The sequence below is a fragment of the Polynucleobacter sp. genome (assembly GCF_040400325.1).
Lineage (GTDB): Bacteria > Pseudomonadota > Gammaproteobacteria > Burkholderiales > Burkholderiaceae > Polynucleobacter.
The window spans coordinates 64,524-82,620 of sequence record NZ_JBBAQK010000004.1; the positions used below are offsets into that span (position 1 = coordinate 64,524).

Consider the following 18,097-nt stretch of genomic DNA (forward strand, 5'->3'; position numbering starts at 1 on the left):
TCGCCCATTAATTTTTAGGACTTGCTTTTCTTGCTTCTACGTTTCTTCACAGCATCAGCAAGACGCTCAAGTACTTTCACTGAATCATCCCAGTTAATACATGCATCAGTAATGCTCTTGCCATATTCCAGTTTGGCAGGATCATCTTTTCCAGGTGTGAATTTTTGTGCACCATCATGAAGATGACTTTCAACCATGACACCAAAAATTTGGTGCGATCCAGACTCAATTTGCTTAGCAATATTGTCAGCGACAACGATCTGACGCTCATGCTTTTTACTGGAGTTTGCGTGAGACAAGTCCACCATTAAACCAGCTGGGAGCTTGGCAGCCGCAAGCTCTGCACAAGCAGTCCGGACGAATTGTGCTTCATAGTTAGGTTCTTTACCGCCGCGCAAAATCACGTGACAGTCTTTATTGCCTTTGGTTTCTACTACAGAGACTTGACCATTCTTATGAATAGAAAGGAAGTGATGCGGCATACCTGCAGCCTGGATTGCATCTGTTGCAATCTTGATGTTGCCATCAGTACCATTTTTAAAACCAATTGGAGTTGATAAACCAGAAGCCAGCTCACGATGAACTTGGCTTTCGGTTGTACGTGCGCCAATAGCGCCCCAAGAAATCAGATCAGCAATATATTGTGGAGAAATCACGTCAAGGAATTCACTACCTGCCGGCATACCAAGACGATTAATTTCCATCAGGACTTGGCGGGCAAGACGCAGACCTTCTTCGATGCGATAGCTCTCATCTAAATAAGGGTCATTGATTAAGCCCTTCCAACCAACAGTGGTGCGTGGCTTTTCAAAATACACCCGCATTACAATTTCTAATTCTCCAGCAAAACGCTTACGCTCTGCTAAGAGGCGATGGCAGTATTCCAATGCTGCTCTTGGGTCATGAATCGAGCAGGGACCGATGACGACGAGTAAACGATCATCTTTGCCATGAATAATGTCTCGAATCTTCTTTCGGGTTTTGCTAATCAGTGCTTCCGTTGGAGTGCCTGAAATGGGAAAAAAACGAATCAAGTGCTCTGGCGGAGGCAGAATTGAAATGTTGTGAATACGTTGATCGTCAGTATCCGACGTCTTATCAACGGCGGAGTACCAATTAGCGGGATTAGTGTTTTGTTGGTTCATACGGCTATTTTAAGCCGTAATTAGGTAATACTAGGCAGTCCCGCCCACTGTAAGGCTATCAATTCTTAGGGTGGGCTGTCCAACACCTACTGGAACGCTCTGTCCCTCCTTGCCGCAAACCCCTACGCCGCTATCCAACTTGAGGTCACTGCCAATCATAGAAACCTGCTTCAGAGACTCTGGTCCACTGCCGATGATGGTGGCTCCTTTGACTGGGTACTGAATTTTTCCGTTTTCTACCCAATAGGCTTCAGATGCAGAAAAAACAAATTTTCCGCTAGTGATGTCCACCTGACCACCCCCAAAATTGACCGCATAAAGGCCCCTCTTAATACTAGCCACAATTTCTTGTGGATCATCTTTGCCGGCCAGCATATAAGTATTGGTCATGCGTGGCATTGGTAATGAAGCAAAACTTTCTCGGCGACCATTGCCGGTGAGTGGCATCTTCATTAGGCGAGCGTTCAGACTATCTTGGATATAGCCTTTCAAAATACCATCCTCAATTAAGGTGGTGCATTGGGTGGGCGTACCTTCATCATCAATATTGAGTGAGCCCCTACGACCTGAGAGCGTGCCATCATCAACTACAGTGACACCCTTAGCCGCTACGCGTTGACCAATACGTCCAGCAAAGGCAGACGAACCTTTGCGATTGAAGTCACCCTCTAGACCATGACCAACTGCTTCATGGAGTAAGACACCTGGCCAACCTGGGCCCATGACTACGGTCATCGGTCCGGCAGGAGCAGGTCGTGAATCTAAGTTCGTTAGGGCACCATCTACCGCTTCATCAACATAACGATTAATCAGTGCAGCATCAAAGTATTGATAATCGTGACGTGCTCCGCCACCAGAGGAGCCAGATTCACGCCGACCGTTTTGTTCAGCAATGACATGAACTGAGACACGGACTAATGGACGAATGTCAGCGGCTAGTAATCCATCGGCACGCACGACTAAGATCACATCAAATTCACCAGCCAAACTTGCCATCACTTGAATAATGCGAGGATCACGGGCTTTTGCACGCCGCTCAATACTTTCAAGAAGCGCAATCTTTTCTTTGGGTTGCAAAGAGTCTAAAGGATTGATGTCGGAATAGAGTTTGTTCGAGAGGGGATTAAAAAGTTTGCTAGCAACAGCTTGTTTGCCACCTTCTGGTCCGATAACGCGCGTTGCCTTCGCTGCTTTATTGAGTGCCTCTAAATTAATTTCATCAGAATAAGCAAAGGCTGTCTTATCGCCATAAATTGCACGTACCCCAACGCCTTGATCAATATTGAAGCTGCCAGATTTCACAATGCCTTCTTCAAGGCTCCAGCTTTCGCTACGGGTGTGTTGAAAGTACAGATCGGCATCGTCTAGGCGATGTGTAAACATATCGCTAAAAGTACGATGAAGATCTTGTTCTGTGAGTCCCGTGGGTTCTAGCAAAATTGATTTTGCTACTTTCAGGAGATCAGCTTGTTTTTTAGCTTTGGTCCAATGATTTGGAAATAGTGCTTCTGGTGCATTCATTGATTAGGAAAATCTTTCGGTGATTTAAAGCTTTCGATGGGTCAGTGCAGGTAACTTAGAGCGTACCTCGTTTAATTTATCTTTGCACAATACCCCAGAAATAAAACCTTCACCTTCAGGGAGATTGGCAAAAACATCGCCCCAAGGGTCAATCAGCATGCTATGCCCCCATGTACGCCGTTGATTGAGGTGGGTACCGCCCTGAGCTGAAGCCAGAACATAGCATTGATTCTCAATCGCCCGTGCACGCAGCAGAATTTCCCAATGGTCTTTACCTGTCGTGTAGGTAAAAGCCGCAGGAATAATATGGCAATCTACTTGACCTAAGGCCCTGTAAAGCTCTGGAAAACGCAGGTCATAGCAGATACTCAGTCCAAAAATCCACTCTTGCGTACCGATTGCAATCTTTAGTATGCATTGCTCATTACCCGCTTCAATCGTTTCAGATTCTTGGTAGCGCTCAGTTTCTGTCTGAAATCCAAATAGATGAATTTTGTCGTAACGTGCAATCGTCTCACCGTGTGGATTGAAGACTAGAGTGGTGTTCAACACTTTTTCTGGATCACCAGCCTCCAAGGGAATAGTCCCTGCAACTAAATAAATGCCATTATCTTTTGCAATTGCCGAAAGCTGTTCCTGAATAGGGCCATTCCCATAGGACTCTCGAGCTCGAACCTTATCGGTATCCTTAAAGCCCATCAAGCAAAAATATTCAGGTAAGACAGCAAGCTGAGCGCCCTCTTCAGCTGCAGATTTAATTAATCTAGCAGCCGTATTGAGGTTCTCCTGAAGTACGGGAGTAGATACCATTTGGATAGACGCGATCCGAATATCGCTTAAATTTTCACTATGATTCATGATGGAGGTGACGAACTGTTCGATGCAGGTTTGCTTTGTTCTTTTAACAGATCCTTGCTACGAATCTTATCCATAGCCTTTGAGTCGAGAGGTTGTCCTTGTTGATCCAAGGGAATCACCTCAGGATTTTTCCAAGACCCTTGAACCAAATAGTCTGATTGAAAATTACGGTTGATTTGACTGGTAATTAAATATTGCCCAATGAGAGCGCTTAAACCAATAATAGGGTTGATCGCAAAAGCAGCTAATGAACCCGCTGTTGCATCGATGGTGGGGAAGATAGTAATTCGTAAATCTTGAGTTTGTTTCGGAATGTTGATTTGACCGTTCATCGCGACACGAGCCTGATCCAGTTCTATCTTAAATTGCTTTGCCTGCGCAATGCCTTGATTGATCTCAAAACTACCGTTAATCGAGTTAAAGCTAGTTCCCTTAGCCGCAATATTTCCAACGCTACCTTGTAAATCAAGAGTAGCAAATTTCAGCAGACTTTGTAAGCTCAAAACATCCAGAAGTTGAGCACCACTAGTATCGACCTCTAACAGCCGACCTTTTAACAGATTTAAATTTGCCTGACCTTTTAGAGAGTCGAATTGTGGGTCAAATGGTGAGCCATCCCACTCAATCGCTGCGTTCACTTTGCCTTGACCGCCCTCAACTAATTTTTCATCACTCCAGTGAGCAATGAGTTGTCCGGCATTCTTCACATCCATATCAAAATTGAGTTGGGTATGCTCAGATTGATTTTGGCTAGCACCATTCCACTGCCCAGTGATTTTGGACTCACCTTCGGGATTAATGGTTTGAATGGAGTCAATCTTGACTGCGTTATTGCCTGAGATAGTCTTGATTTTGAATTGACCAAGCTTAGCCTTGAACCAAGAAAAATCATCTATAGATAAATCGAGACTGGGGACGCTGTCAGGACTGCGCGTATTTTGATTTGAAGTATTACTGGCACTTGATTTAATTAATTCCGTTGCTACATCTGGTACGCGTAGGCGACTGAATATTCCAGAAAGTATACCGTTAGGATTTTCTTGATTAGCGCCTTGGTACTGAATCTGCCCATTAATCTGAGGCGCATTGATACGCATTTGCAACGCACTCTGCTGCTGGCTGGCAGATATATTCAAATCCTCCCATATTCGATCAATCAAGGTTAATTTTTGCACTTGCGCTGTTATTTGTAGACTGTTGGCGCTAGGATCGTCCGCCTTGGTTTGAAGATTCTTGTTATCTTGATGCCCAAAAAAATCAATCCAGGAATCTACATTCAGTTCATTAGTGACTAAATTTAAATTAAATCCTTGTTGCGAAAGAATGGCTGGGGCGCCGACTCCAAGGGCTGAGCGTACCTCACCATCCTGATTGAGTTCGCCTTGTATAGCGTAGATATCTCCAAGATTACCGATCCAGCTAGCACCCGCAGATCCTCCCTGAGTCGTGGAGTTGGTTTTAATGGTGACTTGACCCAAAAGGGGGGCCCCTTTCAGTTTTTGAGCTGGGATTGGCGCAGCACTTGCCCAGTCGCGCAGATCAAATTTTAGGTTGGTTTCGCTTCCAGACTTATGAAAACTCAGTACACCTTCATATTTAGCGGCACCACTCATCGCATCAAGTAGGGAAACGGACTCAGACTTCACCGCATTAGAAAAATAATCCCTAATAAAATTTGCAGAAATATCGCCGACAATACTATAGTTCTGAGCGCCTGCAGATGATGGTGCTGTAGCAATCTTGAGATTACCTCCTAAGAATTTGGCACTCACATCTTCAAACTGAGGGTTGATATCGGTAATCCGAATTTTTCCTTTAAGGTTTTCAAGGGGTGGAAAACTGGCCCATTGCGCTTTATTGCCAGGCAAATTGAGTTTGATATCAACTTTAGTGTCCTCGTTGCCTGAAAGGGGAATTTTTAAGCCCAGCTCAATACTGGTATTACCAGTTACGCGTAAATTCTTTTCAAAGCTAGCCTGCTTTTTCCCTACTGGTGAAGCAAATAAATATTCCAGTATTTGAGGCGCTTCACCTTGGACGTTGCCATTGACGGAGAGCACTAATTGATTAGCGCTAACACTTGGAATTTCGGCATGCAATTGACTCATTGCAACTTGTTTGTAATTACCTTGACTAATGTCTACGGTAAATAACTCATTTTGCATAGCGATGAGTCCATTGACATTAGTAAATGCAGACCATACTCCTTGATTGCTTGGTAGGGTAGGTAGAGGGTTATAGGTCGCCGCAGTGATTGGTAGATTAAAAGTAAATTCCCCAGTGCTGCCTTTAGGAAAAGGGATTTTGTTTGGATCACCTTTAATATGCAGCTTACCCTTCTGGATATCGCCTGCACTGAACGCTTTGCTTAGATAGTAATGAGTATCTTTATCCATATTGATCGGAAGATAGCGGTGTGCAGTAGCAAGTTTAGCTGTTGGAAAGTCCATGTCTAAAGACATTAGGTCGGCTTGACCTTTGCCCCCAAGCACATAATTGAGATCGAGTTTCGTTGTTATTTCTGAGTTACTTAAGGCTAGATCTTTAGCAGTCACAACCCAATTACCTTTTGTTTTCACCCAAGAAATTTGGCCCTTGGCAAGATCTAATTTAATTTTAGGATCCGCAAGGAGATCATTGACTTCTAAGCCAAGGTTATTTGAGTCGACAGTAAAGCTGCCCTGATTTTGATTACTAGAAAGAAATCCAGAAAGATTGCTGACCGAAGGCATGGATTTATTCACACCCGTGAAGCTTAGATTAATGAGTTTGCCACTGACCGTAAAATCTAATTTATTCGATTTAAACCAATTACCGGGTAGCTTTAAATTAGAAAGCGCTGATTTGCTTTCTGACCAGTTGATGTCTAAGTTCTGGAGCTCACCATTAGCCTGAGAGTCTTTGATCCAACGCTGTACTTTTTTAGAGAGCGGAAGATTAAGAGCAAATAAAGCAATATCTTTTACTAAGATTTTTGGAGAAGAAAAACCAAATTCCTTGATTTCACCATCAGCCCCAGGTGGTCGCCAGCGGAACGTCATCGGGCTCAGGTTTTCTAGCGAGGTGTTTTTAGCGCTTTGAGCATCTCTCCAAGCAAGGGTTTTAGTATTGATAGAAATCATGCCATTAATATTTTCTTGAGTCAGGTTAGTCTCTACCCTTCCAAAGACAATAGCGTTTTCTTCTTTTGATAATTGCACTACTAGATTATCAGCAGCAAAATAAACCTCTCCACCGTCTGGCTGACCGTTGTCAATATTTAATTTTCCTTTCGAGCTGGCACTACCCTCTAAAGTTTTAGGGCGCAGCTTAAACTCCTTGGCAATCTGAGTGAGATTGAGATTCGTGAAGTCCCACTCGATAGCGCCAATCCAATGGCGCCAATTACCCGCTTGCCCAGTAAGACGTTGCGCAAAATTGACTTTAACTTCTACAGGGCCAGTAGTCCATGGCGTAGTAGCAGTCAGCACGCCTTGATGCTTACGGAAGCCATTACTTAGGGTGAGGTTCCCAATATCAATAGTGCTTAACTGCTTTTGACTTTTTTGGTCATCCCAAAATAATTTGACATCATTAATCTGAATATCATTTTGTGCAAATAACCAGTTTTCAGCTGAATAATCATTAGGCTGACTATGAATCGGTAATCCCGCTATGCTGATTAGTCCTTTGCTATCACGACGAACTTCAATTTGCGCACCCTTTAAGTTCAGTTTATGAAAATAGGGCGCAAGGTGATATAAAGAATTCCAGCTCAGCTCACCATTAATTTTTTCAACGAATAATAAAGGCTTCGATGGATCTGCCCCGTTAAAGCGTAGTCCTTCAACTTCAAAGTTAGGTCGAATTCCAGTCCAAGCAACTTCTAGCTTATCTATAGAAACATTAGCCCCAATGCGAGCACTAATCAATTTTTCAATGCTTGCTTTTGATTTTTCAATTTGAGGCCAAAGAATGAAACGAACTCCAAGGTGCCCAATCACAAATAAAGCTGCTACTAGAGCAATCAAAATCAAGGCGCGCTTGTACCAAGCTTTGCCCGAGAGTTGAGGGTCTTTAGTAAATGCGCCCTTGAGACGAGGCAGAATGATATTTTCCAGCATGGCCCCTATTATCCGTCAGCCCACGGTTGACCGCCAAGCTTCTGTATAGCAAGTTCTGGGTACGGATTAAGATGGGGGAATGAACGATTTTTCTGAGCAAATGGACTTATTAGAGCGGCACTCTACTTATGCGCGCCGCTGGCTGAGTGCTCGCCCAGATTGGGCGGAGTGGCTCCATAGCTGCGGCCAGAAAAAAATTGAAGCCCAAGATATTCGAGATCTATTGAGCGCTTGCAGACAGTCCAAGGAGGGCAGTGAGTTTGGTGAAGCGCAATTCATGACCGAATTGCGCCTAGCTCGCCAGAGATTGATGTTGTGGATTGCTTTTCGAGACTTAAATGGTATGGCTAGCCTTGAAGAGGTGACCCATAGCCTTAGTCTGTTTGCTCAACTTGCTGTTTCAGAAGCGATTACCTTGATTCGCTCAGATCTGCAGGCCCGCTTTGGGCTGCCCTGGAGTCGAGTTACTAATAACGAAATGCCTTTGATGGTTGTTGGTATGGGAAAGTTGGGCGGGCTTGAGCTCAATCTTTCATCTGATATTGACTTGATATTTTTATATGAGCATGAGGGTGAGACGGTAGGAGCAGAAAAAAGTTTATCGAACCACGAGTGGTTTACACGCATGGGTAAACGCTTGATCACCTGCTTGGCTGAGCACGATGCTAATGGCTTTGTATTCCGAGTTGATATGCGTTTGCGTCCAAACGGAGATTCAGGACCTTTAGTGTGTAGCTTAGACATGCTAGAGGAGTATCTGCTAGTGCAGGGTCGAGAATGGGAGCGCTATGCTTGGATCAAGGGTCGACTGATTGCGCCTTTGCCTGGAACAGATACCCACCTGTACTGTGAAAAAGAGTTAGAGCAGCTCATTCGCCCTTTCGTATATCGCCGTCATCTTGACTATGGAGTGATTGCTTCAATAAGGGATCTTCACGCACAGATACAGCTGGAAGCAGATAAGAGATCCTCAGGACGCCAAGGCCGTTCTCGAGATATTAAATTGGGTCGTGGCGGAATTCGGGAAATTGAATTCTTAGCGCAGATGTTCCAGTTAATGCGCGGAGGTACTGATCCTCGGTTTAGAGTGAGACCCACTTTAGAGGTTCTTGATTTGATTTCGCAGCGTGACATTCTTCCTGCAAGTGAGGTCAAGGATTTACAGTCTGCCTATATATTTCTGAGGCGCTTGGAGCATCGGCTTCAGGTTTGGGATGATCAACAAACCCATTACTTTCCTGATGACGAGGAAAGCAGGACGCGCTTAGCGCAATCGATGATGCAGTCAGGACAAAATCTCGATCAGTTTTTAGCAGAGTTAGATCGCCATCAAAATAACGTAGCGCGACTATTTGAAAAAGCATTTTCACTTGACCATAGCGCTCGCCTAGATCTAGCTCCCTTAGCGCTTGATTGGGCGCCTGATGAGCTTGTTTTTCCTGAAACCTTAGTTAGATGGCGGATGTGGGTTGAAAGCCCCAAGCAAAAGCAATTACCCGAGAAGAGCCGTCTTATTTTTAATAACTTAATGCGCCAAGCAGCCCAAAGTATTCAAGGTGATGATGCTTCGCTCGTGCACGCTGATACGACTTTATTACGCTTTTTTGATTTACTAGAAGCGATTGCGCGCCGAAGTGCTTACCTCTCTATATTGGCTGAATACCCTAGGGCTTTATCAAATGTATTAGCCCTCTTGAAATCTTCTCAGTGGGGTGCTCATTATCTTACTCGGCACCCTCATTTATTGGATCATCTTCTGAACTCTAGAACTGAGGAGTTACTCATTGAAAACCCAGATGAATATTGGCGAGAAGTAAAAGCCAATCTTCATCTGCAACTTGATGATGTCATGGCCGATGGAGATGGTTCAGAGCAGGCAATGGATATTTTGCGGGTGACGCATCACACCGAAACCTTTATTACCTTATTAGCAGACTTGGGAATTGGCGTTAAACAGGCACTTTCCGTAGAAAAGGTTAGCGATCATCTTTCTGCATTGGCTGATCTCATTTTGCAAATCACTTTTGAGCGGGTCTGGCCGAGTGTTGTGGAAAAATTTAATTTACCCAAAAGTAGCAACCCACCTTTTGCCATTATTTCTTATGGAAAGTTAGGTGGCAAAGAGTTGGGTTATGCCTCCGATTTAGATTTGGTATTTTTATATCAAGCAGATGAGACAGATTATGTGGCTAGTGAGGTGTATGGGCTTTTAGCCAAGCGCATGATTAATTGGTTAACTGCCTTTACTACTACAGGGAGCCTATTTGAAATTGATACTCGCTTACGCCCTAATGGCTCGGCTGGATTTTTAGTAACCAATAGCGAGGCATTTAGGAAATATCAACTTCGTGAAGGTGATAACGCTGCATGGGTATGGGAGCATCAGGCCCTCACTAGGGCGCGTTACTCGGCAGGCAATATCGAAGTAGGCTTAGTGTTTGATGATGTTCGGGCTGAGGTCTTAAGTCAGCAGCGTCATGTTGATCAGTTGCGCAATGAAATTTTAGAAATGCGACGCAAAGTCCATGCAGGTCATCCGAATATAAGCGGGGAGTTTGACTTAAAACATGATGCTGGTGGCATGGTCGATATCGAATTTATAGTACAGTTTTTAGTGCTGGCTTATTCGCATCAATATCCTCAATTAATTGGTAACTTAGGCAATATTGCTTTACTGCGTATTGCTGGAGAGTTAGGTTTAATTGCCCCTCATGCTGCGCATGCAGTTGCTAATGCATATCGCTCTCTCAGGGCTTTGCAACATCGCCTGCGTTTAGATGGTGCAGAAAAGACCCGTATTTCTATTGAGGCACATCCGGAAATGCTTTTAGCAAGAGATGCTGTGGTGTCGCTCTGGAAAGAAGTCTTTTCGGAGTCATCTAACCCCTAAGCTAATTTAACTTTGGCCCAAAAGTTCCCGAGCATGACGACGCGTAGTATCGGTAATCGTTGCGCCACCTAGCATGCGCGCTACCTCTTCTACCCGCTCTGATCTGCCCAGAGTTTGGACTTGAGAGATGGTCTTATCCGCACTTTGTGATTTACTGACTTTCAGATGATGGTTGCCTTGGGCTGCTACTTGGGGCAGATGTGTGACACACAAAATTTGATGCGATTGGCCAAGTTGATGCAATAGCTTTCCAACGGTTTCAGCTACAGCCCCTCCAATTCCAGCATCGACTTCATCAAAGATCAGTGTGGGCGTAAATGAGGCCTTACTTGTGATGACGCTAATGGCTAAGCTAATCCGTGCTAATTCACCGCCTGATGCTACTTTGGCTAAAGACCGCGGTGTACTGCCGGCATGACCTGCAACTAAAAACTCAATTTGTTCTAGGCCATTCGAACCACCTTCATTGAGAGGGGTGAGGGCAATCTCGAGTTGACCGCCAGCCATAGAAAGATTTTGCATTGCATCTGTGACTAACTTACCCAGTTCAGTTGCAGCTTTACTGCGCTTTTGTGAGAGTTGCTTGGCAATTTTCTGATAGGCAGCTTCTTCAGTCTTGACCTTGTCGCGAAGGGCTTCAATATTCTGTGAAGCCGTTAATGCATCTAAGCGTTCCTGAGTGTCTACTAATAGTTTGGGTAATTCATCTACTTCAGTGCGGTATTTGCGTGCAGCCCCGTGAAGTGCTTGCATTCGTTCTTCTACCAGTTCCAGTCTTGCTGGGTCTAAATCAATCTTTTGTAAATAGCGATTGAGACCATGAATCGCTTCGTCCAATTGAATTTGTGCAGAATTCAAGGCCTCACTAATATTACATAGGACTGGATCATGCTCTGCCAAAGCGCTGATATTGCCGCATGCTCTAGATAGAATTGCTTCTACTGAACTATCTGCTTCGCTCAATGATTCGATTACTTCCTGGCAGCCCTCAATAATTTTGGCGCCATTTGCAAGTTTTGCATGCTCGCTTTGAATACTGAGCCACTCACCCTCTACTGGAGAAAGCTCTGTCAGCTCTTCTAGCTGCCACTCTAAGCGTTCACGCTCACGCTCAATATCTTGGCCAGCATTTTCTGCTTGTTCTAATCTGCGACGAGATTCACTTAAGGTCTTAAAAGTTTGAGCTACTTCAGATGCAAGCGGTAATAAACCGGCATGACGATCGAGCAGTTCACGTTGTGCACCACCCTTCAGTAAGAGTTGATGCGCATGTTGACCATGTATATCGACCAACCGATCTCCCGCCTCACGAAGCTGTGTGACTGTAGCGACGCTACCATTAATAAACGCGCGGCTGCGACCATTCCCATCAATGGTTCGCTTTAGAAAAAGGCTTTCTCCTCCATCTTCTATGGGAAAACCTTGCTCTTCCAACCACTGATTGAAGTATTGAATTTGTTCAGGATCTATTCTGAAGAGAGCTGATATTTCAGCACGACTAGCACCCTCTCTAATTTGACTGCTATCAGCGCGCTCACCCAATACCAAGCTGAGGGCATCTAATAGGATCGATTTACCCGCGCCAGTCTCTCCAGTCAGGACTGTAAAGCCGCTGGCAAAGTCGAGCTCAAGCTGATCAACAATGACAAAGTCACGAAGTGAGATAGTGTGAAGCATGTATTAGCGTAGCAAAGAAAGCGACATCAGAATGTCGATGGGTACTCATTCCAATGCAGCTTCTCGCGCAAAGTTTTGTAGTCACTATGGCTGCAAGGATGTAGGAAAGTAATTGTTTTATTGGACTGACGCACTTCAATCTTGTCCCCGCTTTGTAAATCAGTTTGGGATTGCATATCAAAGTTCACAATGACTTCACGACCATCAATCACTTCAATAACCGTCACGCTATCTTCCGGTAAGACGATTGGGCGATTCGAAAGTGAATGGGGTGCAATCGGAACCAGTAAGATTCCTGCAACTCGTGGATGCAAAATGGGACCTCCAGCGGAAAGAGCATAAGCAGTTGAGCCTGTAGGTGTAGAGACAATCAAACCATCTGAACGCTGGTTGTACATAAATGAACCATTGACACGAACCGCCAACTCCACCATTCCAGAAATTCCTGAACGGTTTACCACTACATCATTGAGTGCAAGCGCGCGGGTAATTTCTTTATCTTTACGCAAAACGACTGCATCTAAAAGAGTACGAGTATCTGCTTCGTACTCCCCGGCAATAATTTGAGGAAGAATGGTTTGGACCGATTGGATGGGAATATCAGTCATATAGCCTAGGCGACCCATATTGATGCCCACCAAAGGAACATTCTTTCCTGCCAATTGGCGACCAATTCCAAGCATGGTTCCGTCGCCACCCAGAACTACCACTAGATCAATTGCCCCGGCAAAATCCTCAGCTGTTTTGATGGGAAATTCAGTAAAACCCAGATGTTGGGCGGTGGCAGCCTCTAAAAAGACTTCACAGCCCAAGCCTGTGACCAGTTTAGCTAGGTCTTGGAGGCGTTCCTCTATCCCATCAGCCTGGAATTTGCCAACAAGCGCAACCCGCTTAAAGGCCTTATTGGTGGAATTTGGGGAAGGGCTTAACATATAAGGATTAAACCATAGGCATAAAATCTCTTCCATCATGGATGAACGTTCCCGCGCTTTACTAAAAACCCTCATCGAGCGTTATATCGAGGAGGGTCAGCCGATTGGCTCCCGGACACTTTCGAGATTCTCGGGCTTAGACCTATCAGCCGCCACAATTCGTAATGTCATGGCTGATTTAGAGGACATGGGTCTAGTGACTAGCCCGCATACCTCTGCTGGCCGAGTTCCAACTCCGAGAGGCTATCGTCTGTTTGTGGACACCATGGTCACTATTCGCCCTCTTGAAGAAATGGCTGCTCGAGAAGTAGAAAAGGGACTTTTGCCCGACTCACCGCAAAGGGTTTTAAATTCCGCAGCTCAAATGCTGTCCAATCTGACTCATTTCGCTGGCGTTGTCATGACGCCTAAGCGCGCTCAAGTCTTTAAGCATATTGAATTTTTGCGTTTGGGCGAAGGCAAGATCTTGCTCATTATGGTTACCCTCGAAGGGGATGTACAAAACCGCATCTTGCCGACAACTCAAGATTACACACCTAGCCAATTAATCGAAGCAGGTAATTACATTAATGCTCAGTTTGCAGGAAAAAGTTTTGATCAAGTACGCTCTCATCTCAAAGCTGATTTAGATAATTTACGTACCGACATTTCTGGTTTGATGACTTTAGCTTTACAAGCTGGAGTAGCTGATTACGATTTGGGTCGTGGCGATGTCGTCCTTTCTGGTGAGCGCCGTCTACTCAATGTTGGGGACTTAAGCTCCAATCTTGATAAGCTGCGCAAAATGTTTGATATGTTGGAACAAAAGTCGGTTTTAATGCAATTGTTGGATGTATCTAGCCATGCTGATGGTATTCAGATCTTTATTGGTGGAGAGAGTGACCTTCTGCCTTATGAGGATTTAGCTGTCATTAGTGCGCCCTACAGTTTGGACGGTCAAATTGTTGGTACCTTAGGAGTGATTGGGCCAACTCGAATGGCTTATGACCGAGTTATTCCAATTGTGGACATTACTTCTAAATTATTATCAGGTGCTCTTAGCTCTTAAGCATTTTAAAAAATATTGATGAAGACATCTACTGTGAATCAAAACCCTCATTTAAGAGCCTCAAAGACTGCAGTGTTGTTGCTCAATTTGGGCACGCCATCTGCGCCTACTTCCAAGGCGGTGAGAGCTTATCTCAAAGAATTTTTATCTGACCCTCGGGTAGTAGAAATTCCCTACTTTATTTGGTGGTTCATTTTGAATGGCATTATTTTGCCTATTCGTAGTGGAGCGTCAGCTAAAAAATATGCTTCAATTTGGTTGCCAAAATTAGGCTCGCCTTTAATGCACTACTCACGCCTGCAATCTAAAGAGTTAGGTGAAATATTTGCCAATCAAGGACATACCGTCTTGGTCGATTTAGCGATGCGCTATGGGGAGCCTTCTATCGAAGAAGTTCTTAAGAGCTTGAAGGCACAAGGCATGGAGCGTTTATTGCTACTGCCTTTATACCCACAGTATTCAGCTACAACCACAGCTTCTAGCTTTGATGAAGTATTCCGTGTATTAAGTACTTGGCGCGATCAACCGGAATTACGCTTAGTCAAACACTATCACGATAATCCTGCATACATTGATGCTTTACGTGATCAAGTAAGCAATGCTTGGGACCAGGATGGGCGCCCTAACTTTTCTGCCGGAGATCGATTCGTCATGTCTTTTCATGGACTGCCTAAGAGAAATTTATTGAATGGCGACCCTTATCATTGCGAGTGTCTAAAAACAGGACGTTTGCTTGGTGAAGCATTGGGATTGGAGAAGGGCGAATATATCGTAACCTTTCAGTCGCGCTTTGGAAAAGCAGAATGGCTTAAACCTTATACCGCCCCCACAATTGAAAAGCTGGCAAAAGAAGGATGTCAGCGTATCGATATTTTTTGCCCAGGATTTCCAGCTGATTGCCTGGAGACTCTTGAGGAGATTGCAATGGAAGCAAGAGAGAGCTTTCTAGAGCATGGCGGAAAAGATTATCGTTATATCCCATGCCTCAATAGCAACCCAAAATGGATTGAGGCATTAAGTGATATTGCTCACCAGCATTTATTGGGGTGGTCTTTAGGCACTGAGTCTGAGGCTGAACTTGCTATCCGAAATGAGAGAGCAGAATTAGCCGAAGGGACTGAGACTTGAAATGGAGTCTTTTAACCCCATATCGGAAACAATAGTCACTCTTCATTAAAAGCGAAATAGCGTCCATGACACAAGAAAATCAAAACCCTCATCCTGAACAAGAAAATACTGCTGAAGATGCTGCGTCTGAAGCATCAGCACAAGCTAGTGTTCCTTTGACACCTGAGGAAGAAATTGCAGAGCTCAATCAAAAGCTTGCTGATTTGCAAGATCATTTCTTGCGCGCCAAAGCTGAGGGAGAAAATATTCGTCGCCGTGCTGTTGAAGACATTGCTAAAGCGCACAAGTTTGCAATAGAAAGTTTTGCAGAGCATTTGGTCCCCGTTACCGATAGTCTTTATGCTGCTTTAAGTACCGATGCTGGAGATGCAAAAGCATTCAAGGAAGGTTTAGAAATCACGCTTAAGCAACTTCTATCTGCCTTTGAAAAAGGTCGTATGACCGAAATTAACCCTACAGTGGGTGATAAGTTCGACCCTCACCACCATCAAGCGATTGCGTCGGTGCCCTCTGAGCAAGATCCCAATACCGTAGTTTCTGTTCTCCAGCGCGGCTACACCATTGCTGATCGCGTATTGCGACCTACCTTAGTGACTGTTAGCGCCCCCAAATAGGACCTTTTTAAGGGGTAAATACCCAAAAAATCCCCAAAAACAGCATAAAAAGGCGGATTTCTGCCTTTTTGCTATTTCAGCTCTTGAATTCCGCTTTTTAAACCCCATTTAGTGGATAAGGATTTATTCATAGCCGTATGGAGAACTTATATAAAACAAGGTATTAACTTAATTTTTTGGAGCCATTATGGGAAAGATTATCGGAATCGACTTAGGAACCACTAACTCGTGTGTTTCAGTAGTAGAAAACAATGCACCTAAAGTTGTTGAGAACGCAGAAGGCGCTCGTACAACCCCATCCATCATTGCCTATCTTGAGGATGGCGAAGTGTTGGTTGGTGCGCCAGCTAAACGTCAATCAGTTACAAACCCTAGAAATACTATCTACGCTGTGAAACGTTTAATGGGCCGTAAATTTACTGATGCTGAAGTACAAAAAGATATCGGTTTAATGCCTTATGCCATTATTCAAGCAGATAACGGAGATGCTTGGGTTGAAGCGCGTGACAAGAAAATGGCGCCACAACAAGTGTCTGCTGAAATCCTGCGCAAAATGAAAAAGACAGCAGAAGATTACCTTGGTGAAGAGGTCACTGAGGCTGTGATTACGGTGCCTGCTTACTTTAACGATAGCCAACGTCAGGCTACTAAAGATGCCGGCCGCATTGCTGGCCTAGATGTTAAGCGCATCATTAATGAGCCAACCGCTGCTGCATTGGCATTTGGTTTGGATAAACAAGACAAAGTTGATCGCAAGATTGCGGTATATGACTTGGGTGGCGGTACATTCGACGTTTCGATTATTGAGATTGCCAACGTAGATGGCGAGAAGCAATTCGAAGTACTCTCTACTAACGGTGACACCTTCTTGGGTGGTGAAGATTTTGATCAACGCATTATTGATTGGATCATTGCTGAGTTCAAGAAAGAACAGGGTGTTGATTTAAGTAAGGACGTATTGGCATTACAGCGCTTGAAAGATGCTGCTGAGAAAGCCAAGATCGAGCTGTCATCTGCTCAGCAAACCGAAATTAACTTACCTTACGTGACTGCTGACGCTAGTGGTCCAAAGCATTTAAATTTGAAATTGACCCGTGCCAAATTGGAGTCTTTGGTGGAGGAGTTAATTAACCGCACTGCTGGCCCTTGCTTAACAGCTATTAAAGATGCTGGTGTGAACGTATCCGAGATTGATGATGTCATTTTGGTTGGCGGTCAAACCCGTATGCCTGCTGTTCAGGACAAGGTAAAAGAAATTTTTGGCAAAGAGCCACGTAAAGACGTCAATCCTGATGAAGCGGTTGCTGTTGGCGCCGCCATTCAAGGTTCTGTGTTGTCGGGCGATCGTAAAGACGTATTGCTCTTAGACGTTACCCCATTGTCATTAGGTATCGAGACTCTTGGTGGTGTGATGACTAAGATGATTCCCAAGAACACTACGATTCCAACCAAGCATTCACAGGTTTACTCCACTGCGGAAGACAATCAGCCTGCGGTCACCATCAAGTGCTACCAAGGTGAGCGTGAGATAGCCGTTGCAAATAAGTTGCTAGGGGAATTTAACCTAGAGGGTATCGCCGCAGCACAACGTGGTATGCCACAAATTGAGGTGACTTTTGATATTGATGCCAATGGTATTTTGCATGTCACCGCAAAAGATAAAACTACTGGTAAAGAAAATAAAATCACCATCAAGGCAAACTCTGGTTTAACCGAAGAAGAAATCTTGCGCATGGTCAAAGATGCAGAAGCCAATGCTGCTGAAGATAAGAAGGCTTTAGAGTTGGTAACAACTCGCAACACTGCCGATGCTTTAGCGCACTCAACTAAGAAAGCCTTAGAAGAGCATGGTGCAAGCTTGGAAGCTTCTGAGAAGGAAGCAATTGAAACTGCCTTGAAGGAGTTAGATGAAGCAATCAAAGGTAGCGACAAGGCAATCATTGAGGCTAAGACCGAAGCATTGGGTAAAGCAAGTCAGAAGCTTGGCGAGAAAGTGATGGCTGCTGAGCAGGCTAAGGCTGGTGGCGGCGCTGCTGCTCCCGGTGCAGCTCCAGGTGGCACCTCTGGTCCAGCCCCTGATGCTGATGTCGTTGATGCCGACTTTAAAGAGGTGAATGACAAGAAGTAATAGAGGCATTGAACATTTATTTGATGTAGTTTTGAAATACTTAAACAACAAGT

11 protein-coding genes are annotated in these 18,097 nt (G+C 44.6%); 5 read left to right on the forward strand and 6 right to left on the reverse strand.

Annotated elements, in window-relative coordinates; all coding sequences use genetic code 11:
• Window positions 1-14: 14 nt before the first annotated feature.
• The 4 genes from ABWP14_RS04805 to ABWP14_RS04820 are packed head-to-tail and all read right to left on the reverse strand — an operon-like array spanning window position 15 to window position 7,627.
• Entirely contained in the window at window positions 15-1,145 is a 1,131-nt protein-coding gene (locus ABWP14_RS04805; protein ID WP_353201850.1) for a 3-deoxy-7-phosphoheptulonate synthase, read from the reverse strand.
• Window positions 1,146-1,175: 30 nt separating this feature from the next.
• Window positions 1,176-2,666 carry a metalloprotease TldD gene (gene tldD, locus ABWP14_RS04810; protein ID WP_353201851.1) on the reverse strand — a complete coding sequence of 497 codons (1,491 nt, stop codon included), beginning with the start codon at window positions 2,664-2,666 and terminating at the stop codon, window positions 1,176-1,178.
• A gap of 24 nt (window positions 2,667-2,690) precedes the next feature.
• A complete protein-coding gene (locus tag ABWP14_RS04815) occupies window positions 2,691-3,524 on the reverse strand; it encodes a carbon-nitrogen hydrolase family protein (protein ID WP_353201852.1) in 834 nt (277 codons plus the stop codon).
• On the reverse strand, window positions 3,521-7,627 hold the full coding sequence (locus ABWP14_RS04820; protein ID WP_353201853.1) for a YhdP family protein: 4,107 nt from the start codon (window positions 7,625-7,627) through the stop codon (window positions 3,521-3,523). Before ABWP14_RS04820 ends, ABWP14_RS04815 begins: the two co-directional genes overlap by 4 nt.
• Before the next feature lie 79 nt (window positions 7,628-7,706).
• On the opposite strand from ABWP14_RS04820, the gene glnE reads away from it, so the two are divergent.
• Window positions 7,707-10,517, forward strand: a complete 2,811-nt coding sequence (glnE, locus tag ABWP14_RS04825; protein WP_353201854.1) for a bifunctional [glutamate--ammonia ligase]-adenylyl-L-tyrosine phosphorylase/[glutamate--ammonia-ligase] adenylyltransferase — start codon at window positions 7,707-7,709, stop codon at window positions 10,515-10,517.
• Between the two features lie 6 nt (window positions 10,518-10,523).
• Here the strand turns inward: glnE and recN are convergent, their stop codons facing one another.
• On the reverse strand, window positions 10,524-12,194 hold the full coding sequence (recN, locus tag ABWP14_RS04830) for a DNA repair protein RecN (RefSeq protein ID WP_353201855.1): 1,671 nt from the start codon (window positions 12,192-12,194) through the stop codon (window positions 10,524-10,526).
• A 26-nt stretch (window positions 12,195-12,220) separates the two neighbouring features.
• Entirely contained in the window at window positions 12,221-13,126 is a 906-nt protein-coding gene (locus tag ABWP14_RS04835; RefSeq protein ID WP_353201856.1) for an NAD kinase, read from the reverse strand.
• 37 nt (window positions 13,127-13,163) lie between these two features.
• Between ABWP14_RS04835 and hrcA the strand changes: the two genes are divergently transcribed.
• The 4 genes from hrcA to dnaK all read left to right on the forward strand — a co-directional run bounded on the left by hrcA (window position 13,164) and on the right by dnaK (window position 18,044).
• Complete coding sequence (gene hrcA / locus ABWP14_RS04840) at window positions 13,164-14,174, forward strand: heat-inducible transcriptional repressor HrcA (protein WP_353201857.1); 1,011 nt, start codon at window positions 13,164-13,166, stop codon at window positions 14,172-14,174.
• Between the two features lie 18 nt (window positions 14,175-14,192).
• Window positions 14,193-15,302 (forward strand): ferrochelatase, encoded by a 1,110-nt coding sequence (hemH, locus tag ABWP14_RS04845; protein ID WP_353201858.1) that lies wholly within the window; start codon window positions 14,193-14,195, stop codon window positions 15,300-15,302.
• 65 nt (window positions 15,303-15,367) lie between these two features.
• Complete coding sequence (gene grpE / locus ABWP14_RS04850; RefSeq protein ID WP_353201859.1) at window positions 15,368-15,916, forward strand: nucleotide exchange factor GrpE; 549 nt, start codon at window positions 15,368-15,370, stop codon at window positions 15,914-15,916.
• A gap of 187 nt (window positions 15,917-16,103) precedes the next feature.
• Window positions 16,104-18,044, forward strand: a complete 1,941-nt coding sequence (dnaK, locus tag ABWP14_RS04855) for a molecular chaperone DnaK (protein ID WP_353201860.1) — start codon at window positions 16,104-16,106, stop codon at window positions 18,042-18,044.
• Window positions 18,045-18,097 lie beyond the last annotated feature (53 nt).